We start from the raw sequence: 23423 nt of genomic DNA on the forward strand, positions 1-23423 counted from the left end.
AAAAGTATGAATATTTCCTTACCTGACACCATGCGCGATTATATAGAAAAGTAGCGCAAGGTGGTTACAGCAGTGCTAGTGAATATTTTCGGGAATTAATGCGACAAGACCAAAAACAGAGAGCCAACGAACGATTACAAACCATGCTTTTAGAAGGATTAAACTCAGGAAATGCAACAGAAATGACTGCACAAGATTGGGAAGATATTCGTCAAGCAGTATTATAGTAATAACATAATTCAAAAAAGGTAGTAATCATGGTAATAAAAATTGCAGAAGTATCTAAAGATATTGACACCTTACCAGAAGAAGCGCAAATCTTACTACTAGATTTTATTCAATTACTTAAAAAACGTTATCCACAACCAGAAAATCATCATCAAGAAAAAACCATCTATGAAAAATTTGATGAAATTGGATTAATTGGTTGTTGTGCTGTGGAAGAAAATTTATCAACCACATATAAAGAAGTTTTAGCTAATACATTACCCAATAAATATGATCATAGTTGATACAGGATTTTGGTTAGCTCTTATTGATCAAAAAGACACCTACCACGAAAGAGCAAAACAGGCTTTAAAAAAATACAATGAACCTTTAATTACAACATAGTGTGTTGTCACAGAAACCTGTTATCTTTTGCTAACTCGCAAAGGAGTTCAAGCTCAAGTTACTTTTTTAAATAGTCTGGAAAAAGAATTATTTACAATCTTTAATTTAGAGCCTCACCATACTCCGCAAATTATTAAATTAATGCAAAAATATGCTAATCTACGGATGGATTTAGCTGATGCTTCCCTAGTAATTTTAGCTGAACATTTAGGGCATGGACGCATTTTTTCAGTAGATCAGCGTGACTTTAATACCTATCTTTGGAAGCAAACTTATCCTTTTGAAAATTTGCTATTTTGAAGTAATTACCTGTATCTGTTCACATTATCTCACTCAAGAATTACTAGGGATTAGCGAAGCGCTGCTGCAAGCAGATCGTGTAAATATTCACCTCACCACCAAAATTATCACCCGAACTAAATCAAATTCTATATTTACAAACTACTAGACTAAAAATATCAAATTAGGCTATACTACTTATAGTATGACCCTGGGTAGAATATGGCTAAAATCTCAATTTCATTGCCAGATGAACTACTAAATTACATTGACCAAAAAGTTGATAACCGTAGTGCGTTAATTGAAAGTCTTTTGAAACAATGGCAAGAACAAAAACAAAATGAAGCACTAGCCGCAGCTTGCGCTTTGGTTGATGAATTAGAATTAGGTTGGGAAAGTGAATGGCAAAATATAGCGATTACCGAATGGGAAGCATCTGGATAGTAACATTTGGCCCATCCGTAGGTACAGAAATTCAAAAAACTCGTCCAGCAGTGATAATTTCTGGGACTTTGTTTAACAACCAACGCAGTAAAGTTACAGTTTTACCTTTTACTTCCGCAAAACCTAATAACCCCCGTATTTCACCAGCAGTAGTGGAAGTACCTGCATCAGCACAAAACGGACTTTCTGTAGATAGTCTTTTGATATGTGTTGAACCAATGACTTTTGACAAAATTCGTTTAACGCAACAATTAGGAGAATTAGAAGCAGAATTATTAGAACAAGCACAAAATATTTTGCGTCGGTATCTGAGTTTAAATAACAATTAATTGTCTGATGTTACGCAGTAATTGTAAGCGTGATTCTTTTGCCTGGAAGCGTGGGGAAACTACGGCTAGTGCGGGTGAGTTGATGGTTTTTAATGGTTTGACTGCGGAAGCGTTGACTAAGCGGGCTATTGAGTTGGTGCATTAAGATAACTTTATACCCCATCTAAGTTTTTACTTGCGTGGGGATTGAGCAGTCATAAGTTTTTTTAAAAGATAGTGTTATAATAAGTTATTAATTATTTGCTTTGCTTAATTATAAATATGTATCAAAAAAGACAAGAAATAGAAGAAGCTATTTCTTCGCTTAAGCAACTTCTCTCTGATGAAGACGCGTTAGAAAGACATTTTCAAGAGTGGTTTGAGAACAATCCAATAGTATTTAATGCCCTTGGTTATAAAACATATTTAGCACACCCCGTTCTTAAGCTAGAAGATGAAGATACTTTAATTCCAGACTTTATTGTACAGAGAATAGATAACTTATGGGAAATTTTTGAGCTAAAATTACCAAATACACAAATTCTGAAAGATAAGAAAACACGGCAAACATTTTATGCACCATTGCATGAATATATGCAACAATGTATTGATTATTCTAGATATTTTAATGATAGATGGAATATAGAAAAGTTTTTACTAGACACAAATATACGTATTGATTCAAGTCCCAAGGCGAAGTTAATAGTAGGAAGGAATGAGGGCTTAGATAGATATAAAGTTTCTGAACTGCTAAGTGATAGAGGTTATAAGGTAGAACTAATTACCTATGATGATATTATTAATAATTTAGAATTTCTAAAGGTAAATACATTTACACAATATGAGGATCTTCCAGGATTAACCCTTCATTTTATTGTTTTGCTTAATCCTAGTGATTGGATAGGAAAATATCAAAATCATTTAGTAGCGATTGGTGGTAATTCTCGAAAAAATAGCGTGTCAGTCTATTTAGATGTCTCTGGTAATTTTTGTTTTGAGATTATTGATAATAATGGTACTTCTCACACGTCAAAAATTGATGGTGTCTCAAATATATTTGAGAAAAAGCAGTTGATGTATTTTATTCTTGAATTTGGCAGGGGCGATACTTACTCAATTACTTCAATAGAGGTGAATGGAAAATATCATTCTTTTAATATTATTGACCAGCTTGAAATTGATATTAATTCTTCTCCATTGCCAATAGTTATCGGTTCTGATAGTACAGGTAATGGTCAGAGTAAATTTGAAATGTTTGAGAAAATTATATTCCCAAAAACTCTGGCTCTGGAAGACAGAATATACATAAGAGAAAATGTATTTAGTTATTATTTTAACGATGACTTTAATATAAAGCATGGAGTGAGATTTGATGGTCAACAATTTTTACGCTCAAATGCTCATCCAAACTTTTCATTTAATAAAAAACTAAAGCCTTCAGATATGGTACAACCAGAATTAAATAAACAGCCACTATACGTTTCTGTTTTTTATGATCAAGCCAATTAAATTTGTTATGGTAGATTTCTTGTAATGTAAATAATGGGTTATGGTAGTAGTAGTTTGTAGGTTAGGTTGACACAAGGAAACCCAACAATACCCACCATTAATAACACTAAATTATAACCCAAAAACCCTGTATATGTTTACATTATCTCACTCAAGTATTACTAGGGATTACTAGAGCGATAGCGAAGCACTGCTGTAAGTAGTTCGCAGCATGACAGATACACCACCGCAAGATTCACCTCACCTGAGAATTATCACCGGGCTATGAGTTATAATCAGAATTAAAGTCATAACCATAAAATTACTATGACTATCCAAACCTTAGACAAAACCACCACAATTTCCCAACAGCAATTTCTTCTACCTGGCCATTATACCTGGAAAGAATTTGAAATAATAGAAACCTTAACCGCAGACGCAGCAGGTTTGCGGATAACTTATCTTGATGGGTACATCGAATTTATGACGCTGAGTGAACAACATGAAATGATTAAAACCATTCTTGGTTTTTTACTAGAATTATATTCCTGTGAAATAGGTATAAATCTGATTCCAGTAGGTAATGCTACTCGTCGCGCAAAAGAAAAAAATGCTTCCTTTGAACCTGATGAATCTTATTACATCGGAGAGAAAAAAGCAAATCCAGATTTAGCAATTGAAATTAATATTACCAGTGGGAGTATTGATAAACTAGAAAAATATAAACGGTTTAATATTACCGAAGTCTGGTTTTGGGAAAATAATCAATTGTCCCTATATCATCTCAAAAATGATAATTATGAACAAATTAATCAAAGTGAACTATTACCAGAACTAGATATAGATTTATTGACCAATTGTGTTTTAACACCTTCCATTATTGATGCAAAAACAGCATTTATTAAAGGTATTAAAAAATAGTAGTTCGTAAGTTGGGTTAACACAACAAAACCCACCATTAACAACACTAATCTGCGTTTATCCGCGTTCATCTGCGTTCCTAAATTTTATATTTATTAAACATTGCTTTTAACAGTGGGGTTGCTGTAAAAATTATCAATTTTTATTACTAAATTAAATATTCTTCCTTCTCACTCATAGCATATTTTTATCAAATTCAGAACGAACAGGAAAAACTCATATTTAAAAACATGAAATTAAAATAATAACACTGTTTTTTTAGTAATTCTTCATACATATACAGATATTTAAATAATCAATAACTAATAATTAAACTTTAAAATGTCTTAGTTACATCAACTTTATATCTTTTGTAACAGTAAAACCTAACTAAGTCGGACTAGGATTAACCCGGCCAGTTATTACTGAAGTTCCCAACACAGGAGATTTAATTTTGACTAAGTTAAAAGTTGGTATTAATGGATTTGGTCGTATTGGTAGACTTGTGCTACGTGCTGGGTTAAACAATCCTTATATTGAGTTTGTGGGAATTAATGATTTAGTTCCCCCCGATAATCTTGCATATCTTCTCAAATACGATTCTACTCACGGTAAATTAAAAAGTAAAGTTGAAGCTAAAGCAGATGGTATTGTTATTGATGATCATTTTATTCCTTGTGTATCTATGCGAAATCCCGCAGAACTACCTTGGGGTAAATTAGAAGTAGATTATGTTGTTGAATCTACAGGATTATTTACCGATTATGCTGGGGCTGAAAATCACCTCAAAGCTGGTGCTAAACGGGTTGTAATTTCTGCACCCACAAAAGAACCGGAAATGATAAAAACTATGGTGGTAGGTGTAAATCATTATTTATTTGACCCCGCAAAAGATTTAATTGTCTCTAATGCAAGTTGCACTACAAATTGTTTAGCACCTATTGCTAAAGTCATTAATGATAACTTTGGTTTAGCTGAAGGATTAATGACTACAGTTCACGCTATGACCGCAACTCAATCTACAGTAGATAGTCCAAGTCGTAAAGATTGGCGTGGTGGACGGGGTGCATCTCAAAATATTATTCCTTCATCTACAGGGGCTGCTAAAGCTGTGGCTTTGGTATTACCAGAATTAAAAGGTAAATTAACTGGTATGGCTTTTAGAGTTCCTACTCCTGATGTTTCTGTAGTTGATTTAACTTTTAAAACAACTAAAGCTACTTCTTACACAAAAATTTGTTTAGCAATGAAGGAAGCTGCAGAAGGTAATTTAACTGGTGTATTAGCTTATATAAATGAAGAAGTAGTATCTACAGATTTTCAAGGTGATTGTCATTCTAGCATTTTTGATGCTGGTGCAGGAATTGAACTCAATTCTAATTTCTTTAAAGTTGTTTCTTGGTATGATAACGAATGGGGTTACTCTAATCGCGTTATTGATTTAATCTTATCAATGGCACAAAAAGAAAAATTAATTTAGATAATTATCATTTGTTAGTTTGTAATTATCTATTAAGAATAGATATTAACCCACTAATAATAGTTAAGCATCTACTGTCAATAGTTAATAATCTATTGTTAACTGTTGGCAATCAATTGGCATTGTTTGACGATTCATTGTTAATTGCTTTTAATCAAAGCTTAATGGTGATTATTACTTTATCATTATTTTCTCTACAATTATGCGACGTACCAAAATTGTCTGTACTATCGGACCTACAACATCTTCACCAGAAAATCTGGAAGCATTGGTAAAAGCAGGAATGAATATGGCGCGGCTAAACTTTTCTCATGGTGTACATGAATTTCATACTCAAACTTTTCATAACTTACGACAAATTAGCAAAGACTTACATAAACCAATTGCAATCATGCAAGATCTATGTGGTCCAAAAATTCGGTTAGGAAAATTACCACCAGAAGGATTAATGTTAGAAGCTGGTAACGAAGTAACATTTCTGTTGCAAGAAAAGGGAGAAACTATTGATAAACTACCCTTACCGTTACCTACCCTATTCGCAATGATTCGTCGTGGTGAACCAATCTTAATTAATGATGGTCGAGTGAAATTAACCGTTACCAGTCGTGATGCAGATAAAATTCAGGCTTATGTAAATATTGGGGGTTTGATTTCCTCTCATAAAGGAGTGAATTTACCAGCAACTCCATTACCAGTTAGTGCAATTACTGAAAAAGATTTAGCTGATTTAAAACTTGGAATACAATTAGGAGTAGACTGGGTAGCAGTTTCTTTTGTTCGTTCTCCTCAAGACCTCGAACCAGCAAAGAGAATGATTGAAAGTGCCAGTTCAAAAATTCGGATTATTGCAAAAATTGAAAGAGCAGAAGCAGTAGAAAATTTAGATGCTATTTTAGAAGCTGCCGACGGAATTATGATTGCGCGTGGGGACTTAGGAGTAGAAGTGCCCATTTATAAAGTTCCGTTGATTCAAAAAGAAATTGCGCGTCGTTGTAACCAAATTGGTAAACCCGTAATTACAGCAACGCAAATGCTAGAATCAATGATTAGTGCGCCAGATCCCACTCGCGCCGAAGCCACAGACGTTGCTAACTCCATCTTAGATGGAACAGATGCAGTTATGCTATCTGGAGAGACAGCCATGGGAGAATATCCGATTGCTGCAGTACAAACAATGCACAATATTGCATTACAAACAGAAACAGCATTACAAGAAGGACAAAGACATTCTTGGATGCCGACAGCCGGTAGCTTAACAGTAACAGAATCAGTATCTCAAGCGGTATGTCGAATTGCTTATGAAACAGGAGCTAAAGCAATTTTGTGTAATACAACATCAGGAGGTACAGCCAAACTAGTTTCTAAATACCGTCCCAGCACACCGATTATTGCGCTAACATCAGATTCTACAGCCTACCGTCAATTGGCATTATCCTGGGGTGTAGAACCCCTACTCATTCAACCTGTTCACAATGCCGAAGAAATGTTTATGAATGTGGTAGAAACCGTTGTGGATAGTGGTTTAGTCCAGGAAGGAGACAAAGTTGTAATTACCTCTGGTGTCCCCATTGGTACACCAGGAACAACCAACTTAATTAAAGTGCATTGTATTGGACAGCCAATTATGCCTTAACACATCTAAAATAGGTAGTTGATAATTCCTAATTAGGAAATTCTGATTCCCTGTTTCCTATTCCCTGACCACTGACCACTAACCACTGACTACAGACATTGGAGTATGTTATGCCTAACAACTTACTAGAAGCGCTACGGGCAGTAACCGTTGTGGTAGCGGATACCGGAGATATCCAGTCAATTGAACAGTTTAAACCTCAAGATGCTACCACCAATCCCTCACTGATTACCGCAGCGGCGCAAATGCCCGAATATCAGGATATAGTTGATCAAACATTACTCAAAGCTAAAAAAGATGCTGGTATAGGTGCTAGTTCAGCACAAGTAGTATCTCTGGCTTTTGACCGTTTAGCGGTATCCTTTGGATTAAAGATTTTGCAAATTATCCCCGGTCGTGTGTCTACAGAAGTAGATGCGCGGTTATCCTATGATACAGATGCTACTGTAGCTAAAGCCCGGTATTTGATTGGTCAGTATCAAGCTGCTGGTATTTCTAAAGAACGGGTTTTGATTAAAATTGCTTCTACTTGGCAAGGTATCAAAGCTGGGGAAATTTTGGAAAAAGAAGGCATTCACTGTAACTTAACTTTACTATTTGGTCTGCACCAAGCGATCGCCTGTGCAGAAGCTGGTATAACTTTGATTTCTCCCTTCGTTGGTCGCATTCTTGACTGGTACAAAAAAGATACTGGCCGGAATAGCTATCCCGCAGCGGAAGATCCAGGTGTATTATCTGTCACTACAATTTATAACTACTTTAAAAAGTTTGGTTATAAGACTGAAGTGATGGGGGCTAGTTTCCGAAATACAGGCGAAATTACTGAATTAACTGGGTGCGATTTGTTGACAATTTCTCCCGCTTTCTTAGCAGAATTACAAAATACTGTAGGAGAATTACCTCGGAAACTTGATCCTGCAAAGGTAGCAGATTTATCAATTGAGAAAATTTCTATTGATCAAGCTACTTTTGAGCAAATGCACAATGGCGATCGCATGGCTTCTGATAAACTAGCAGAAGGTATTGATGGTTTTACCAAGGCCTTGATTTCCTTAGAACAACTGTTAACTGAAAGATTAGCCCGTTTGGAAACGCAGAAAGTAACTGCTTAATAATTAGCATCTCCGAAAATTAAATGTGCGTCGTTTGAAACCCTTGTAGAGATGTCCTATGGAACGTCTCTACATCTGTTTTTATAAAACATGGGGGAGAATCAGAAAGGAAGTTAAAAAGACTTTTCTTGATCAAGTATTGCCGTAAATCATCAAAGTATTGTAAAATAGACGAGGATAGCCGCGCACACCGCAGGTATCGCATAAAATGATTTTAGCGTATAACAATACGCAACAATAAAAAAAACTGAGTTAATTAACTTGTAAGCGAACACCAACAAGAAAATATCGGCAAAATTAATTATTAACAAAAATTAAAAAAGAGTATGGCTAACGCCAACCCTATCAGCACACCTAAATTTCTTTATTTTTGTTAGAGTGTTACCTTAAACCTGTTAGCTACCATTTTCCGTACTTCTGCTTTCTTCTAATTCTTAAACTTGCTATATGGCCCGAGACTATTATGAAACCCTGGGTGTCTCTCGTGACGCCGACAAAGAAGACATTAAACAGGCTTATCGCCGCCTAGCCCGAAAGTATCACCCAGATGTAAATAAAGAATCTGGGGCGGAAGAACGATTTAAGGAAATTAACCGCGCCTATGAAGTCCTGTCTGAACCAGAAGTTCGCGCTCGTTACGACCGCTTTGGTGAAGCTGGTATTTCCGGTGCGGCGGCGGCTGGTGCTGGTTTCCAAGACGTGGGTGATATGGGTGGTTTCGCCGATATCTTTGAAAGCATTTTCAGCGGCTTTGCTGGTGGACAACCCCAACAAAAACGGCGTGGTGGACCAACACGCGGTGATGATCTCCGCCTAGACCTAAAATTAGATTTTCGGGAAGCGGTATTTGGTGGAGAAAAAGAAATTCGCATTTCCCATTTAGAAACCTGTGAAACTTGTAATGGTTCTGGCGCTAAACCAGGAACCCGTCCTCGGACTTGCAGCACCTGTAATGGTTCAGGTCAAGTCAGACGGGCAACAAGAACCCCCTTTGGTAGTTTTACTCAAGTATCAACTTGTCCCACCTGTGATGGCACAGGCACGGTTATAGAAGATAAATGTGATGCTTGTGACGGTAGAGGCGCGAACCAAGTTACAAAAAAACTCAAAATCAATGTTCCCCCTGGTGTAGACAATGGCACAAGATTACGGATTTCCCAAGAAGGAGATGCGGGTCAACGTGGTGGGCCTCCCGGTGATTTATACGTCTACTTGTTCGTCAATGAAGATCAGGAATTTCACCGAGAAGGAATTAATATTAACTCGGAAATTAAAATTAGCTACCTGCAAGCGATTTTAGGTTGCCATTTAGAGGTAAATACTGTAGATGGTCCAGTAGAGTTAATTATTCCCCCTGGAACTCAACCGAATACGGTAATGAAATTAGAAAATCGTGGTGTCCCCCGTCTAGGTAATCCTGTTAGTCGCGGTGATCATCTGTTAACGGTATTAATTGATATTCCCACCAAAATCCTCCCAGAAGAACGGGAACTACTGGAGAAACTGGCTAAAATTAAAGGAGATAGAATAGGTAAAGGCGGTTTAGAAGGATTCTTAGGAGGCTTGTTTAAGTCATGAGTGGGTCTTCTGTATTAACCCCTGACGCTCAACTTGATTTACGTGGTACTCCTTGTCCAATTAATTTTGTGCGGACAAAACTATATTTGGAAAAAATGCCACCGGGAGGTTTATTGGAAGTTTGGTTAGACCCAGGTGAACCGATAGAACAAGTTCCTGATAGCCTGACCATGGCTGGTTATCAAGTAGAACAAGTGACGGATTATTCTGGTTATTTTTCTCTAGTTGTCCGCCGTCCGGTCGCTGCTGCATGACCAGGGAAAATGTTTCTCCTAGACAGTTATTGGGTACGGTTGTAGCTGTACAGGCGAATTTCTATCGAGTGCAGATGGATGAGGTGGTAAGGAGTAAGGAGTCAGAAATAATAGCAGGTTTTTCCTCTCTGTCACCTTCTTCCCTCACCCCTGCCCCTATCCTCCTCTGTACTCGAAGAACACGCTTAAAAAAGATTGGTCAACAAGTGATGGTGGGCGATCGCGTAATCGTTGAAGAACCAGATTGGGCTGGAGGACGGGGGGCTGTGGCTGAGGTTTTACCCCGTCATAGCCAATTAAATCGCCCAGCGATCGCTAATGTAAATCAAATTCTGCTGGTGTTTGCTGTTGCAGATCCTCCCCTAGAACCTATACAATTAAGTAGATTTTTGATTAAAGCTGAATCTACGGGAGTTGATGTGCTATTATGTTTGAATAAATGTGATTTAGTTTCTGAGCAGGAAAAACAGCAAATTAATGACCGTCTCCTGGCTTGGGGTTATCAACCTTTATTTATTAGCGTTCAGAATCACATTAATATCAATCAAATAGCCACCTATTTGCAGGATAAAATTACAGTGATTGCTGGTCCTTCTGGTGTGGGAAAAACCAGCTTAATTAATAGTTTGATTCCCGATATTAACCTGCGCGTCGGTGAAGTTTCCGGTAAACTAGCCCGCGGTCGTCATACCACCCGTCATGTAGAATTGTTTGAAATGCCTACAGGTGGGTTATTAGCAGATACTCCCGGTTTTAATCAACCTGATTTGGATTGTGGCCCCCAAGAGTTAATTCACTATTTCCCAGAAGCAAGAGAACGCCTAGCAGCGGCTCATTGTCGCTTTAGTGATTGTATCCATAAAGATGAGCCAGACTGTGCTGTTAGTGGTGACTGGGAACGATATCAGCATTATTTAGAATTTTTAGATGATGCTTTAGCCCATCAAAACCAGACTAACCAACAAGCTGACCCCGAATCAAGTCTGAAATTAATATCTAAAGGTAAAGGTCAGAGTCAGTACGAACCAAAACTGGAAAGTAAAAAATATCGCCGAATTTCTCGTAAAACCCAATTACAAGACTTACAGGAGTTATATCGAGAAAGTGAGGATTAACCCAAAGTTTCATTAATAGCAATTATTAATAACTCATTGAGAGGGATTCCCGTGGCTTTGGCCATAGAGGAAATCACGCTTTTAGGCGCGAAAGAACAATATAAACCAGCTTCTAAAAACCAAGGTTCTCCGTTTGGATCAATGCGAAAATCAAATAAACTATAATGACGACAACCTAAAGCTTGATGACACTTTTTAGCCATTTCCTGAACCTTTTGGGTGATGGGGTCATGCGTATTTACAATCCAAGCTTTTATATTATCTTTAGCGGTCAAATATAAGTTGCCATCATCTCCTTGTTGGAGTTTATCAGCATAGTTGCGGATGGGTTTGTGAGAGTTTACTAGATACTCTTCTAATGGTAAACCCACTAATTCTCCATCTTTAACAATAATACCACATCTGACTTCTCGACCAAGTTCGATGTATTCTTCTACAATCACTTCCTTTGCATATTCAAACCCTGTCTTTAAAGCAGTTTCGTATTCAGTAGCATCTTTAACTAAAGTTACTCCTAGAGAGTTATCGGAACTTGCAGGTTTAACGACTGCTGGAGGTTTAATGGTGGGAATGTCTCCAGAACGCAGAATTTCTCCACGAGGAACTTTTACCCCTGCTGCGGCAACAATGGCTTTTGCTCTGGCTTTATGGGCTGTTATGGCCATAATATCTGGAGTATTACCTATGTAGGGAATTTTGAGCAAATCCAATAGGGAGCGGTAGTGAGTCATTCCCGGAATACAAAACATTTGTGGTAATACCAAATCAATGTTTCGCGCTGTTAGAAACTCTATAGCTTTAAATAGAGACATAGGTTTTGTGATAGCAATATCTTCTGAACTTAGAGAAGGGGGAAATCTCCACAAAAGATCAGGTGTAATGTATGCAATTTCAAAATCATAGAGTAATTGATCTGCTATTCCTGTTAAACAATCTTGAGCGTAAAGACGCGATAAATTACAGTAAAAATCATTTTGTGCTGATCCAACTAAATGAAGAATACGAAGTTTTGACATAATTTATTTTCCTCTCTAATCTTTAATTATGACATTCAGTTTGAATTTTGTTTAAAATTACTAATCACCACCTATTTCCACCAACTTACCAATATTAAAATCTATTTTTACCCAACTTTTTAATTTTAATAGATTTTGTAGTAATAATAAAGTAATTTGCCAATGATGAACCATTAAAAATGGTAAAGGATCATCTCCTTGAAAAATAGCATCTGTACCTGCAGTAATTTTATTTAACCACGATTTTAATTGAGCCAAAGAACGAATTCCTGTAAATCTCCAAAGTTCATGATATAACCAATAAGTTGGTTTACTGGTTGCTAAAGGTTCTATATGTGGTTGATTTTCACTAGCTTTTAAATAAGCATCTGCTAACCCTGGATGATTATAAAACATAGTAATTGCGGTGTGAGTGCGGGGGTTACACTCAATTGGGTAAACTTTACCATCTTTTGTTTGGATAAAATCAAAAGAAATTTGTCCAGTTAAGTTTAATGATTTGACAAAATGTTTAACCCATTGAAATATTTCTGGGTTATCAATTTGTTCATAATTAATTTGAAAAGGAGAAGATTTAGAACAACAATGTAAACGAATTTCTCCATTTCTAACGGTGCTGTGAGTACAATATTCTTGTCCCTTGACAAATTCCTGCATTACCCAAGGTCTTTCTGCACTAATTGGTAAGCTTTTGATATATTCTTCCATTCCTTCAAAGGGTAATTTCGTCATATCTAATCGAGTTACAGAATCATATTTAATGCTTTTGAGTAAGTAGCGACTATGATCTTTTGTAAAGTCAAAATTGAGGATTTGCTCTGGGGAAGTAATCAAAAATGCTTTTGGTGCTGTTAAACCTAAATTCCGCGCTTGATCACATAAACTAAATTTATCATCTAATATTTTGGTCATCTCAGAATCAAAATGAAATACTTCACAATGGGGAGATAAAATGGGTTTTGCTAAGGAATCATAATAACTTGCTACGGGACTAGAAACAGGAATAAATACATCTATATTTTCTGCTTTGACAATATTTAATAATCCTTGCAAATAGCCATTTGCATCTTTTTCTGGTGCGGGTACTGTAAAGAATTTTGTCACTGCGTTAGAAAATTGATGTCCTGATAACCAATATTTGTGAGTTTCTACCATAAATACTTTATGTCCAGCGCGATGAAAAGAACGCGCAAGTTGTAAAGATTTTGTCATTTTTCCTCCTGTTAAGAGGATGTTTTGAGGATTTTCACAAATAATCTTTTTCTGAAAAGGAAGGGTGAGGAAATTAATAATTAAGGAAATGAGGACAATAATTAAATTAATCGGTAAAATCAAAGAGAGTAAAAGCAAAGTTCCCAGAGTTTGAAATAGAGAAATAATCGACTTCATAATTTTGTGGTAAATAGAATTATGTAGGTTGGGTTGACGGAAGAAAACCCAACATTTTATGAAATTTGTAGAGTGTTGGGTTGCGCTGTCGCTTAACCCAATCTACAATTTTGTGTTATTTACGTTTGATGATGGTTAAACCATCTCGTAATGGTAAAATGACCTGTTCAACTCTTGGATCTGCGGCTACAATTTGATTGAATTGTGCTATAGCTTCTCCGTTAGCTGTTCTCTTTGCTGGGACTAAATAAGGTTGTCCTTGGAGGAGGGTATTATCTACAAAAATAAAACCATTTTCAGCCAGGAGTCCGGTATTTAAAAGTAAGTTGAAGTAATCAACATACTCTTTTTTATCAGCGTCTATGAAGACTAAATCAAAGGTTTCTCCTGCATTTGCTAATTCGCGTAATGTTTGTAAAGCAGGAGCAACTTTAACTTTGATTTTACTACCGTGGAGAGAAGTTTGAAAACAGTTTTTAGCAAACTCGGCCACATAATCATCCACTTCACAGGCAATAATATCACCATCTGCGGGTAAAGCTTCCGCCATTGCTAAAGCCGAATATCCGGTAAACATTCCTATTTCTAGAATGCGTTTAGCTTTAGTCATGGACACAAACATTTTTAAAGTTTGTCCTTCAATATGTCCAGAAAGCATTTCTTGTTCTAACTGACGGACTGTTTCTCCATCATCAAATCTCTGACTCCAATCTTCAGAAGCTGTTTTTTTTGCTAAAGTTGCTAAAGCTGGAGATTCATTGGTTGTATGTTTATCCAAATAAGGATCAATTCCAGATGCTAAGTCATAGACTTTTTGTAAAGAAGCCGCAAGTTCATCAGAAACATTTTCCTGCTTGGCTATTTTCAAAGTTGTTTCTAGTTCTTCAACTAAAATACCCAAGGGAGTAACCGGTCTAGGAGTAATAGATTTCACTAAAGTTTCAGTCATTTTTATTATTTCCAACTCCTATTCCAAACCCAAATCACTAAGATACATTTCTATTCCTGCACCATGATTAGGTAATGTGCTACATACGGCTTTATGTGCTGCGACCGCAGTTTCGAGTAATTCGGGGGGAACTTCTTGGATATAGTCACAAGCACCAATACCACCTCTAGGAACAGGGGCCCAAAGTCCACCGTCTCCACGCTTGCGACGCATATTTTTTTGACCTTCAATCATCAGGTCCATATCTTCGAGAATAGGATGATAAACAGTTAAACCAAGAGACTGACATAATGCAATAATGCGATCGCGGTCTTCTGATTTTAACCAATTCATTTCCACAGCTAAAGTTGCACCAAAAGCCATACCAGTAGTCACCGCGTGACCGTGCATCATTTTCACCGCAGGTTCAAATCGGGGACTCCAAGTATGTCCATAACCATGGGGACGATCTTGATAAGTCTCAAACATATTCGTTCCCTCATGCTTCATATAAGAGAACAATGCTCGATAAATAATATCGTCTGCAATTTCTGCTAACTCCTGATTTTCTCCTAAAGTTGCAAAGTGAGTTTCAATTAAACGAGATCCGTATTTTTCCAACAATTCAAACAAAACAGCATCATCGGTAATGGCCATTTTAATAATTTCCGCTATTCCATTACGGATATGACCAGTAGCCAAAGTGCGGAAGAAACTCCGGTCAACTAAAGTGAGTACAGGAGGATGATAAGCACCAATACTGTTCTTGAACTGCTTACCGTTGGTGCAGGTGCGAGGTGAAGGACCAGCATCAATAGCTGCAACTACAGTCGTCCCGACCATAACATAAGGAGTCCGTCGGTGTTGTAAAGCACAAGCTAACCCAGCGACATCACTAAGAACACCACCACCAATAATTAGAACAGGTTCGCTGCGGGAAACATCACAACCATCTTTCCCTAAATACCCTAGAATGCGATGGACTGTTTCTGGGGTTTTATCTACTTCCCAAGCCCGAAAAGCCATCATTTCTAAAGGAATTTCATGAGCATCAAAATATTTACGAACCTGCTCACCATACAACTCATTAACTGTTTGGTCAATTACTGCTACACAACGACCAAGACTGTTATAAATATTAGCTAAAATCTCATTTTCAGGCTTAAAAACCCCTTCTACAACCTTGACTTCTGAGGTGAGCGTGAAATTAGCAGTAACCTCAAAAGAACGCCCATCTTTTTTATGTGCTATTTCCCCTGAACCTCTGTACCAACTGGATGTTAGATACTTTTCCCCATGAGTGAGTTTAATAATATTTGGTTCTGTTTGATTAGCAAATTTTCCTGTATCTACTGCTAATTCATCTGTGACTTCTGGGGTTGGTAATATGCTGTGTGGACTCATCTAAAATGCCTTATCCTGATTATTGATATTTGCAAAAATGGAATTAAAAAAACTGCTTTTCTTGGAATAGCTCAACTTGAACAGTTCTTTCTTTTAACAAAATCGCCACGATGAACTGATACTTAAAAGTTCACAAAATTATTTTGCTAACTAGTTGGCTGGATAGCAAGTAAATTTACTCTCAACTTTAATCAAGAAAGTAACAAAAAATTAAGTTTTCTAATCTTGGCTGGTGGTTTGGGAGTAAATAATGAAATTTTATTACTTTTGTTTAAATTAACACTTTATTGCCGCTGATAGTTTATGTAAACTTTATGTATTAGTTAAATTAATGAAAAATCTTTTTGCCTAAGATAATTTAAATAGATTTAGTGATTTAAATCCTTGTCAAAAAGAATATATTATGGTACTGGTAATCAGCGAAAAAAGATATTTTAGTGAAAACGAGCGAAAAAAAGTCAAGTAAGTTACTTTGGACCCAGTCCTGACAACTATCTACCCCTAGATTGCTTGTTCTGATAAAACTTCTTTCACAAACCCAATATCATCTTAAAATATTCTTAATTTCCCCACACAGACTTTTTTGTCTGTAACCCCCAAGTACCACACAGAAAAATATTATGGCTATAGGCTACCTCGCGCTTGTACTTCACGCACACCTACCCTTCGTTCGTCACCCAGGAAGTGACTATGTGCTAGAAGAAGAATGGCTTTATGAAGCGATTACTGAAACTTACATTCCTTTATTAAAAGTATTTGAAGGGTTAAAACGAGATGGCGTTGATTTTAAACTCACCATGAGTATGACACCTCCCTTGGTGTCTATGCTTCGTGACCCTCTTTTACAAGAACGCTATGATGCTCACTTATCACAATTAGAAGAGCTTATAGAACTAGAATCCGAGCGTAATATTCATAATGGTCATGTTCGTTATTTAGCGGAACATTATGCAACTGAGTTTAATGAAGCGCGGGAGTTATGGGAACGTTATCACGGTGATTTAGTTACAGCATTTAAACAGTTCCAAGATAGTAACAATTTAGAAATTATCACCTGTGGTGCGACTCACGGCTACTTACCATTAATGAAAATGTACCCCCAAGCTGTATGGGCGCAAATTCAGGTAGCCTGTGAACATTACGAAGAAACTTTTGGACAAGCCCCTAGAGGGATATGGTTGCCAGAATGCGCCTATTATGAAGGTGTGGAGCGAATGCTGGCGGATGCTGGTTTACGTTATTTCCTCACTGATGGACATGGTATTTTATACGCTCGTCCCCGTCCGCGCTTCGGTAGTTATGCCCCGATTTTTACGGAGACTGGTGTAGCAGCTTTCGGTCGAGATCATGAATCTTCCCAGCAAGTATGGTCTTCTGAGGTGGGTTATCCCGGTGCTGCAGAATACCGGGAATTTTATAAAGATTTGGGTTGGGAGGCTGAATATGAATACATTAAGCCCTATATTATGCCCAATGGTCAGCGGAAAAATACAGGCATTAAGTATCATAAAATTACTGGGGGGGGCTTAGGTCTTACGGATAAAGCTCTTTATGATCCTTACTGGGCAAAGGAAAAGGCGGCAGAACACGCTGCTAACTTCATGTATAATCGTGAGCAGCAAACTGGACATTTACATAATATCATGGGTCGACCACCAATTATTGTTTCTCCTTATGATGCGGAGTTGTTTGGTCATTGGTGGTATGAGGGTCCTTGGTTCATTGATTATCTGTTCCGTAAGTCATGGTATGACCAAAAAACCTATGAAATGACCCATTTAGCCGATTATTTACGGGCTAATCCTCATCAGCAAGTCTGTATTCCTGCTCAGTCGAGTTGGGGCTTTAAGGGTTTCCATGAATATTGGTTGAATGATACTAATGCTTGGGTTTACCCTCATTTACATAAAGCTGCGGAACGAATGATTGAAATTTCCCAAATTGAAGCTGAAGATGAGTTACAGTTAAAAGCACTCAATCAAGCTGCAAGAGAGTTGTTATTAGCACAATCTTCTGACTGGGCGTTTATTATGCGGACAGGAACAATGGTTCCCTATGCGGTGAGAAGAACGCGATCGCATTTAATGCGGTTTAATAAGTTATATGAGGATGTAAAAGTTGGTAAGATTGATAGTGGTTGGTTAGAAAAAGTCGAATCAATGGATAATATTTTCCCCAATATTAACTATCGTGTTTATCGTCCAGCATTTTAATGGAGTAATACCCACCCCCACTGTTTGAAAAAGTTGGGAATCTAGATATAGACAAGCAAAACCCCCATATTTGTCGCTGGGGGTTATTTTTATATACATCTTGTCAAATTGCTGATATATACTATCTAGTTAAATTACGGCTGTTGTAAGCATCTATAGCATAGGCTGGTGTACGCTTGGTATAGTCTAGATCCATACCAGTGATAGATTTAGCCAAAGCTGCAAATTTGTCAGAAGCCCAATTACGTTCGTGAATGGGCTTGCTTTGTTCACCCATGAAGTATGCTAAAGAACCAATAACGGAAACAGCTACCCAACCAATAACCAACAGAGAAATTAAAATAGCCATTGGAGAACCTCGTTTTTTAATTTTTGTAACCTTATGTAAATAAATATAACAGATTGTTAAGAGAAGTTGCAAATTATTTTCTGGTGTGTATACCCCTAAAATAGGTGAGGTATTCCTCACTGTGAGGATTTCGTAATTAAACGCATAAGTACAAGAGAGTGTGAGATAATATTTCAGGTATATTGTGACTCTATTAACCCAAAGATAACTAATTGATAATATGCAAGTCAAAATACTTTTAATTATATCTTTACGGATTTTTTAGTGAGAAATATCAGGTGAAAAATCATTACCAGAAAGACCAATATCATCTTTTTATAGCCCTAATGGTGGGAAATTCCCGCCTCCATTGGGGATTATTCATAGATAAGACCTTATCCGCAAGTGGGGACACATTTCATTTATCTGAATCTATTATCCAGCAATTAGCTGAATCTCCAACCTTAGATAATTGGTTAACAGTTATTTCTCTACCTAGGAATGTTCCTATCATTCCAGATTTCCCCATTCCGCTGATTTTTGCTTCTGTAGTTCCTAGTCAAACTACACTTTGGCAAATTTACCCCTATCTGCGGTTAATTACGCTAGAAGATGTACCATTAAAGGGAATGTATCCAACACTAGGAATTGATAGGGCTTTAGCGGTATGGGGGGCGGGAATAAGTTGGGGATTTCCCACATTAGTAATTGATACTGGTACTGCGTTAACTTTCACAGGTGTAGACGATAATAAATGCTTAATTGGTGGGGCAATTTTGCCGGGTTTGGGGTTACAATTGAGTAGTTTAGGGCAAAAAACTGGACAATTACCATTATTAGAAACTAGTTTAATGACCACTTTACCTCCACGATTTGCGACGAATACATTAGAGGCAATTCAAAGTGGAGTAATTTACACTTTATTAAGTGGGATAAAGGATTTTATTGAAGCTTGGTGGGGGTTATTTCCTAATAGTCAGATTGTAATGACTGGAGGTGATAGTAAGGTTTTAAACAACTATATTTATCAACAATTTCCAGATATAGCAACCCGATTAATTGTAGATAATAATTTGATATTTCAGGGAATTGGAAATATTTGGAAATATCATGATTAGTTGACGCTAGGAGATAAAACTATTGCTCTATTTGCTATGCTATCATGAAAATGGTTTATTTTCTTAAAGTATAAGGCAATAAAAGACGATTTTTCATGGTAAAACTGGTATTTTATATGCTGGGTTACTCGGAAGATATTACTTTACAGGTTGCAGTTTTGTTACCTTGAGTTCAAAGGTTCCTACCCCAGTTTCCCCGAAAGAACGAACACGGATAATGTAAGTTCCTGCGTCTGTAATGCGGGTAAATAACACAGAATTACTTGTACCGTCAGGACCATCATCATTTTCTAAAACCGTCGCACCATTGGGAGCTAATAGTGTTATGATAGTATCAAAGTTTTCCGATGATAAATCAACAGCTAAATTATCACCTTTGTTTAATTTTACCGAATAATCACGAGCAAATCCTCCCTGACCTGTGGGAATATCTTTGTTTGATAAAGTATCAGAAATTTTCGTAAAATTAGTTAAAGGAATAGGACTATATAATTTATTTTGTGCGGAAACTGTTCTACTCCCAATCCCTATGATTATTAATGTGATAGGAATAATTAAAAGTTGTCTAAAACTTGTTAAAAAGCTCTTTTTCATAAATTAAAATACTATTCTCCTCAACACAGGTTAACTAGTCTAATATAACTTCATTTGTCTTTTTTGGTTGTGGCCACAGCAGCTACACCTAAAACTTTAATTTGATGTTTTTCAAGGGTCTGTACGGCCGCCTTCACTGTAGCACCAGTAGTATAAATATCATCCACTAACAATACTGGTATATTTGGAGGACGACGCAAATCTTTACCAAGGACAAAAGCATTTGTTAAATTTTCTTGTCTTTGCGTTGGGGATAAATTAAATTGTGCTTCAGTTTCCTTAATGCGTTCTAAACCATTGATTTTCAATTTGTATCCTGTTACATTGCAAAAACCCTCAGCTATTAATGCAGCTTGATTAAAACCTCGTTGTTTTTGTTTTTTGGGGTGCATAGGAATAGGAACAACTAAAAGCTGTTTTTGGGGTTGTGGTGAATTTAATAACCATGATTCCCCTAACCATTGTCCCAAAATATAACCAATTTGTGGCTGATTTTCATATTTTAACGCAGCGATCGCTCTTTTGACAACACCACCATAATTTCCCCAAGCAAATATTGGTAATGGTTGTTTCCATAAATAAGCGGGATTTTCTTGGTGACAACTTTGAATTTGTTTGATACAATATGGACAAAGTTCCCTAGATGTAGGACGTTGACACAGGGGACAATCAGATTTGAGAAAAAGATTTAGTAGATTTTGGAATATCTTCATCATAGATATTTGACATAGCTTAGATCACATCTACTAGTTTCTACTAGTGTTGTTGGTAGATAACCATTTCTTTCATACAGTTTAACAGCTTCCGTTAAAATACTAGCAGTTTCAATCCAAATTTGCTGAAACCCACGAGCAGATATCACCGTTTCCAATTGTTGTAATAAAAACTTTCCTAATCCTAAACCCCGCACTTTTGGTAAAAGATACATTTTTCTAATTTCTACCGCTTTTTCGCCGCGATTTATGGGATAATAGGCAGCAGTCCCGACAATTTGATTTTCCTGTTCAATTACCCAAAATTCCCCACCGGTTTTTAAATAATATTCTTGAATATTTAATACATCTTTATCTGCTGCTTCCGGTTGCCAAGGTAAACCGTATTCTGATAATACAGAACTAATGACTTGTGAGGCTAAAGTACAGTCTTTTTCTTGCCAATTGCGAATGATAAAATCTTGGTATTGATACATAAATTTAGTTTATAACGTTATTTAGGAAACTTTTATAGCATTCTGAATAATTAATCTGAAACCTGTTTCAGCTTCAAATCTGGCCATTCTTTCACTTTGTGAAGACTGGAAATTAGGTTTTTTGTTATTAGCGATATATGCTTTTTTAGATTTATAAATTGCTAAATCATGATTTGCAATAAAAACATTAATTGTCTTTCTTAGTTGGTTCTCTCCGTCTCCACACCAATCCCTATTTTTAGACTTTCTCGTTTTTAATTCCACAAAAATAATATGATTATTGTAAGTCAGCATACCCTCACAACGATTTTCCCTTTCACCATTTGATCTGAAAATTTCAATACAATTATCAATAGCGGTAAATATCACCTCTATTTCTTGATTATTTTCAACAATAGCAATCCATTTACTACAATCAACAGTGTCAATATAAGCAGGATCTTTATCTTTGTTAGGATCATCACAAAGTCCAAATTTATACTGATTTGTCTGACTTTGACAATTAGCATCAAAAAAATTTATACTCATATTTGTTCCTCAATTTCCAGTAAATCATCAAAAAGGTTATTAGTATCTGCTAAGAAAGTATTGAGATAATTTTCATCAGTAGGTAATCCTTCATAAGTAGAAAGTTTGATAATTTCCCCTGTCTCTGTTAATTCATATACAATTGAATCTTTATCAGATACACAAGATACTTGAGGAACAATATTTTCTAGTTGTTCTTTTAGTAAATTGCTGTTTGGTAAATCTAGAATTTTCTGTAAAACCTGATATCCCTTGATTGCTAATGTCAGATAATTAATAATATAAGGACTGTGGGTAGTGAGAATTAGTGTATTACCTTCTGTAAGGTTAGCAAATTCTAATAATTTATATAAAACGTCTTTTTGCGATTTGGGAAACAGATTTTGTTCTATTTCTTCAACAATATTTAAAAAACATTCATTTTTATATTTAGAAGATAATACTTCCAAAGCAGCTTTTTTAACTTCCTCAGAAAGATTATCATTGGATAGGATTCTTTCAATTTCTATTTTTAATCTTTTTTGTTCTTCTCCACTCAGTTCACTTTGTGAAGAATCTTGATTTTGACCAATAGATAACGCAATATTTCTAGAAACTAAAAACAAAGGAATAAAAGACTGAAACCCACTTGAAGATTCGGAAATATTTAATTTATAATCACTTCCTATAATATTTAAAGTATTATTTTTTTGATCAAATTCCAACTTTACATCACCCACTGGTAAAGTCAAACTTTCTGATAATTCCTGTTGAGAACGTTCTAATTCCTCAAAAAAAGTAGATAATGATTGAGGTAATCTTTTTAATTTTTCTGCGCCTTTAACTACACTAAAAAAATTTCTCTCTGCTGGTACATACATAATTTTTGGCAGAATATACTTTTGACTATTATTATTACGTAAACCATATAATTTTCCATTGACATAATTAAAAATATAGGCATTACCACGATATTCTATTTCTGTTTCTGGTAAAAAATAATTTTTTAAGTTTTGATATTTAAAGCACGTATTAAAAAATCTTTTATTGCTTGTAACATCATTTATTTCTAAATTTTCACGAGATAACTGTTTTTCCAACCAGCTAAATGTTGAAATTAACTTAGCAATGCTACTTTTTCCCGTTCCTTGATTACCGATAAAAACAGTAATTTTACGAATGTCTATAAATCCATTATTTTCTGCGAAACCTGATTTAATTGGTCCGAAATTTTTAACTTTTATTTGACTCATATATCATCTTTATTTGCTGTATTTACTTCGTTTTCGTTTTCTAGCACAAACATTATAATTCAAAATCTGATTAACAATAATTTATTTTTCATAATAAAAACGCCCCCCTTGTGGAGAGCGTTTTCTATTTAACTAGACTCTAGTTATTAACCGTTGATAGCAGGAGCGCTTAAAGCAACAGGAGCAACATCAGCAGCAGCCAAATCTAGAGGGAAGTTGTGAGCGTTACGCTCGTGCATTACTTCCATACCTAAGTTAGCGCGGTTGATTACGTCAGCCCA

Annotated in this window: 26 protein-coding genes and 1 pseudogene; 16 read left to right on the forward strand and 11 right to left on the reverse strand. The window is 36.1% G+C overall.

Annotated features, from left to right (window positions below):
- Positions 1-98 precede the first annotated feature (98 nt).
- From H6G44_RS20555 to rsgA, 14 genes are all read left to right on the forward strand, one after another.
- Positions 99-227 (forward strand): hypothetical protein, encoded by a 129-nt coding sequence (locus tag H6G44_RS20555; protein WP_276513877.1) that lies wholly within the window; start codon positions 99-101, stop codon positions 225-227.
- 30 nt (positions 228-257) lie between these two features.
- Positions 258-512, forward strand: a complete 255-nt coding sequence (locus H6G44_RS16555) for a DUF2281 domain-containing protein (protein WP_190387632.1) — start codon at positions 258-260, stop codon at positions 510-512.
- Positions 513-639: 127 nt separating this feature from the next.
- A complete protein-coding gene (locus H6G44_RS16560; RefSeq protein ID WP_242031774.1) occupies positions 640-912 on the forward strand; it encodes a type II toxin-antitoxin system VapC family toxin in 273 nt (90 codons plus the stop codon).
- A 201-nt stretch (positions 913-1113) separates the two neighbouring features.
- Positions 1114-1335, forward strand: coding sequence for a ribbon-helix-helix domain-containing protein (locus H6G44_RS16565; protein ID WP_028085305.1), 222 nt, complete (start codon positions 1114-1116; stop codon positions 1333-1335).
- Entirely contained in the window at positions 1293-1664 is a 372-nt protein-coding gene (locus tag H6G44_RS16570) for a type II toxin-antitoxin system PemK/MazF family toxin (RefSeq protein ID WP_242031775.1), read from the forward strand. The genes H6G44_RS16565 and H6G44_RS16570 overlap by 43 nt, the downstream gene beginning before the upstream one ends.
- Before the next feature lie 7 nt (positions 1665-1671).
- Positions 1672-1809, forward strand: a complete 138-nt coding sequence (locus H6G44_RS16575) for a hypothetical protein (protein ID WP_190387633.1) — start codon at positions 1672-1674, stop codon at positions 1807-1809.
- 116 nt (positions 1810-1925) lie between these two features.
- Positions 1926-3152: a Shedu anti-phage system protein SduA domain-containing protein gene (locus H6G44_RS16580; RefSeq protein WP_190387634.1), complete on the forward strand. Its 1227-nt coding sequence runs from the start codon at positions 1926-1928 to the stop codon at positions 3150-3152.
- 306 nt (positions 3153-3458) lie between these two features.
- Entirely contained in the window at positions 3459-4052 is a 594-nt protein-coding gene (locus tag H6G44_RS16585; protein WP_190387635.1) for a Uma2 family endonuclease, read from the forward strand.
- Positions 4053-4485: 433 nt separating this feature from the next.
- Entirely contained in the window at positions 4486-5511 is a 1026-nt protein-coding gene (gap, locus tag H6G44_RS16590) for a type I glyceraldehyde-3-phosphate dehydrogenase (RefSeq protein ID WP_190387636.1), read from the forward strand.
- A gap of 202 nt (positions 5512-5713) precedes the next feature.
- Complete coding sequence (gene pyk, locus H6G44_RS16595; protein WP_190387637.1) at positions 5714-7144, forward strand: pyruvate kinase; 1431 nt, start codon at positions 5714-5716, stop codon at positions 7142-7144.
- A gap of 110 nt (positions 7145-7254) precedes the next feature.
- Complete coding sequence (locus H6G44_RS16600) at positions 7255-8256, forward strand: transaldolase (RefSeq protein ID WP_190387638.1); 1002 nt, start codon at positions 7255-7257, stop codon at positions 8254-8256.
- A gap of 447 nt (positions 8257-8703) precedes the next feature.
- The gene (gene dnaJ / locus H6G44_RS16605; protein ID WP_190387639.1) at positions 8704-9834 is read left to right on the forward strand and encodes a molecular chaperone DnaJ; all 1131 of its coding nucleotides are present in this window, start codon (positions 8704-8706) and stop codon (positions 9832-9834) included.
- The gene (locus H6G44_RS16610; protein WP_190387640.1) at positions 9831-10088 is read left to right on the forward strand and encodes a sulfurtransferase TusA family protein; all 258 of its coding nucleotides are present in this window, start codon (positions 9831-9833) and stop codon (positions 10086-10088) included. Before dnaJ ends, H6G44_RS16610 begins: the two co-directional genes overlap by 4 nt.
- The gene (gene rsgA, locus H6G44_RS16615) at positions 10085-11203 is read left to right on the forward strand and encodes a small ribosomal subunit biogenesis GTPase RsgA (RefSeq protein WP_190387641.1); all 1119 of its coding nucleotides are present in this window, start codon (positions 10085-10087) and stop codon (positions 11201-11203) included. Before H6G44_RS16610 ends, rsgA begins: the two co-directional genes overlap by 4 nt.
- Here rsgA and H6G44_RS16620 read toward each other — a convergent pair.
- The 4 genes from H6G44_RS16620 to H6G44_RS16635 all read right to left on the reverse strand — a co-directional run bounded on the left by H6G44_RS16620 (position 11200) and on the right by H6G44_RS16635 (position 15940).
- Entirely contained in the window at positions 11200-12219 is a 1020-nt protein-coding gene (locus tag H6G44_RS16620) for a D-alanine--D-alanine ligase family protein (protein ID WP_190387642.1), read from the reverse strand. The two genes, rsgA and H6G44_RS16620, sit on opposite strands and share 4 nt — an antisense overlap.
- A 60-nt stretch (positions 12220-12279) precedes the next feature.
- Positions 12280-13608, reverse strand: coding sequence for an ATP-grasp domain-containing protein (locus H6G44_RS16625; RefSeq protein ID WP_190387643.1), 1329 nt, complete (start codon positions 13606-13608; stop codon positions 12280-12282).
- Between the two features lie 115 nt (positions 13609-13723).
- Positions 13724-14557 (reverse strand): O-methyltransferase, encoded by an 834-nt coding sequence (locus tag H6G44_RS16630; RefSeq protein WP_190387644.1) that lies wholly within the window; start codon positions 14555-14557, stop codon positions 13724-13726.
- Between the two features lie 18 nt (positions 14558-14575).
- Entirely contained in the window at positions 14576-15940 is a 1365-nt protein-coding gene (locus tag H6G44_RS16635) for a sedoheptulose 7-phosphate cyclase (protein WP_199291858.1), read from the reverse strand.
- 620 nt (positions 15941-16560) lie between these two features.
- On the opposite strand from H6G44_RS16635, the gene H6G44_RS16640 reads away from it, so the two are divergent.
- On the forward strand, positions 16561-18153 hold the full coding sequence (locus H6G44_RS16640) for a glycoside hydrolase family 57 protein (protein WP_190387645.1): 1593 nt from the start codon (positions 16561-16563) through the stop codon (positions 18151-18153).
- A 121-nt stretch (positions 18154-18274) separates the two neighbouring features.
- Here the strand turns inward: H6G44_RS16640 and H6G44_RS16645 are convergent, their stop codons facing one another.
- Positions 18275-18502, reverse strand: coding sequence for a photosystem II protein, Psb35-related (locus H6G44_RS16645; protein WP_190387646.1), 228 nt, complete (start codon positions 18500-18502; stop codon positions 18275-18277).
- Positions 18503-18780: 278 nt separating this feature from the next.
- On the opposite strand from H6G44_RS16645, the gene H6G44_RS16650 reads away from it, so the two are divergent.
- Complete coding sequence (locus H6G44_RS16650; RefSeq protein WP_190387647.1) at positions 18781-19599, forward strand: pantothenate kinase; 819 nt, start codon at positions 18781-18783, stop codon at positions 19597-19599.
- Positions 19600-19737: 138 nt separating this feature from the next.
- Here H6G44_RS16650 and H6G44_RS16655 read toward each other — a convergent pair whose 3' ends face one another.
- The 6 genes and pseudogenes from H6G44_RS16655 to H6G44_RS16680 all read right to left on the reverse strand — a co-directional run.
- Positions 19738-20193, reverse strand: a complete 456-nt coding sequence (locus tag H6G44_RS16655) for a PPC domain-containing protein (RefSeq protein ID WP_190387648.1) — start codon at positions 20191-20193, stop codon at positions 19738-19740.
- Positions 20194-20243: 50 nt separating this feature from the next.
- On the reverse strand, positions 20244-20909 hold the full coding sequence (locus tag H6G44_RS16660) for a ComF family protein (RefSeq protein ID WP_190387649.1): 666 nt from the start codon (positions 20907-20909) through the stop codon (positions 20244-20246).
- On the reverse strand, positions 20906-21382 hold the full coding sequence (locus H6G44_RS16665; protein ID WP_190387650.1) for a GNAT family N-acetyltransferase: 477 nt from the start codon (positions 21380-21382) through the stop codon (positions 20906-20908). Before H6G44_RS16665 ends, H6G44_RS16660 begins: the two co-directional genes overlap by 4 nt.
- Positions 21383-21403: 21 nt before the next feature.
- A complete protein-coding gene (locus H6G44_RS16670) occupies positions 21404-21910 on the reverse strand; it encodes a hypothetical protein (protein WP_190387651.1) in 507 nt (168 codons plus the stop codon).
- Positions 21907-23142, reverse strand: coding sequence for an AAA family ATPase (locus tag H6G44_RS16675; RefSeq protein ID WP_190387652.1), 1236 nt, complete (start codon positions 23140-23142; stop codon positions 21907-21909). Before H6G44_RS16675 ends, H6G44_RS16670 begins: the two co-directional genes overlap by 4 nt.
- Positions 23143-23288: 146 nt before the next feature.
- Positions 23289-23423, reverse strand: a pseudogene (locus H6G44_RS16680) (photosystem II q(b) protein); the annotation flags it as partial.

It is taken from the genome of Aphanizomenon flos-aquae FACHB-1287 (assembly GCF_014698755.1).
In the GTDB taxonomy this organism is placed as follows: domain Bacteria; phylum Cyanobacteriota; class Cyanobacteriia; order Cyanobacteriales; family Nostocaceae; genus Dolichospermum; species Dolichospermum flosaquae.

Coding starts and splice junctions, on each gene's coding strand:
- H6G44_RS16610 (WP_190387640.1), top strand. CDS start 9,831: ATGAGTGGGTCTTCTGTATTAACCCCTGACGCTCAACTTGATTTACGT.
- H6G44_RS16565 (WP_028085305.1), top strand. CDS start 1,114: ATGGCTAAAATCTCAATTTCATTGCCAGATGAACTACTAAATTACATT.
- H6G44_RS16665 (WP_190387650.1), bottom strand. CDS start 21,382: ATGTATCAATACCAAGATTTTATCATTCGCAATTGGCAAGAAAAAGAC.
- H6G44_RS16630 (WP_190387644.1), bottom strand. CDS start 14,557: ATGACTGAAACTTTAGTGAAATCTATTACTCCTAGACCGGTTACTCCC.
- rsgA (WP_190387641.1), top strand. CDS start 10,085: ATGACCAGGGAAAATGTTTCTCCTAGACAGTTATTGGGTACGGTTGTA.
- H6G44_RS16645 (WP_190387646.1), bottom strand. CDS start 18,502: ATGGCTATTTTAATTTCTCTGTTGGTTATTGGTTGGGTAGCTGTTTCC.
- H6G44_RS16600 (WP_190387638.1), top strand. CDS start 7,255: ATGCCTAACAACTTACTAGAAGCGCTACGGGCAGTAACCGTTGTGGTA.
- H6G44_RS16640 (WP_190387645.1), top strand. CDS start 16,561: ATGGCTATAGGCTACCTCGCGCTTGTACTTCACGCACACCTACCCTTC.
- H6G44_RS16555 (WP_190387632.1), top strand. CDS start 258: ATGGTAATAAAAATTGCAGAAGTATCTAAAGATATTGACACCTTACCA.
- H6G44_RS16580 (WP_190387634.1), top strand. CDS start 1,926: ATGTATCAAAAAAGACAAGAAATAGAAGAAGCTATTTCTTCGCTTAAG.
- pyk (WP_190387637.1), top strand. CDS start 5,714: ATGCGACGTACCAAAATTGTCTGTACTATCGGACCTACAACATCTTCA.
- H6G44_RS16620 (WP_190387642.1), bottom strand. CDS start 12,219: ATGTCAAAACTTCGTATTCTTCATTTAGTTGGATCAGCACAAAATGAT.
- H6G44_RS16575 (WP_190387633.1), top strand. CDS start 1,672: ATGTTACGCAGTAATTGTAAGCGTGATTCTTTTGCCTGGAAGCGTGGG.
- H6G44_RS16625 (WP_190387643.1), bottom strand. CDS start 13,608: ATGAAGTCGATTATTTCTCTATTTCAAACTCTGGGAACTTTGCTTTTA.
- H6G44_RS16670 (WP_190387651.1), bottom strand. CDS start 21,910: ATGAGTATAAATTTTTTTGATGCTAATTGTCAAAGTCAGACAAATCAG.
- H6G44_RS20555 (WP_276513877.1), top strand. CDS start 99: ATGCGACAAGACCAAAAACAGAGAGCCAACGAACGATTACAAACCATG.
- H6G44_RS16635 (WP_199291858.1), bottom strand. CDS start 15,940: ATGAGTCCACACAGCATATTACCAACCCCAGAAGTCACAGATGAATTA.
- H6G44_RS16570 (WP_242031775.1), top strand. CDS start 1,293: ATGGCAAAATATAGCGATTACCGAATGGGAAGCATCTGGATAGTAACA.
- H6G44_RS16585 (WP_190387635.1), top strand. CDS start 3,459: ATGACTATCCAAACCTTAGACAAAACCACCACAATTTCCCAACAGCAA.
- H6G44_RS16675 (WP_190387652.1), bottom strand. CDS start 23,142: ATGAGTCAAATAAAAGTTAAAAATTTCGGACCAATTAAATCAGGTTTC.
- dnaJ (WP_190387639.1), top strand. CDS start 8,704: ATGGCCCGAGACTATTATGAAACCCTGGGTGTCTCTCGTGACGCCGAC.
- H6G44_RS16655 (WP_190387648.1), bottom strand. CDS start 20,193: ATGAAAAAGAGCTTTTTAACAAGTTTTAGACAACTTTTAATTATTCCT.
- H6G44_RS16660 (WP_190387649.1), bottom strand. CDS start 20,909: ATGATGAAGATATTCCAAAATCTACTAAATCTTTTTCTCAAATCTGAT.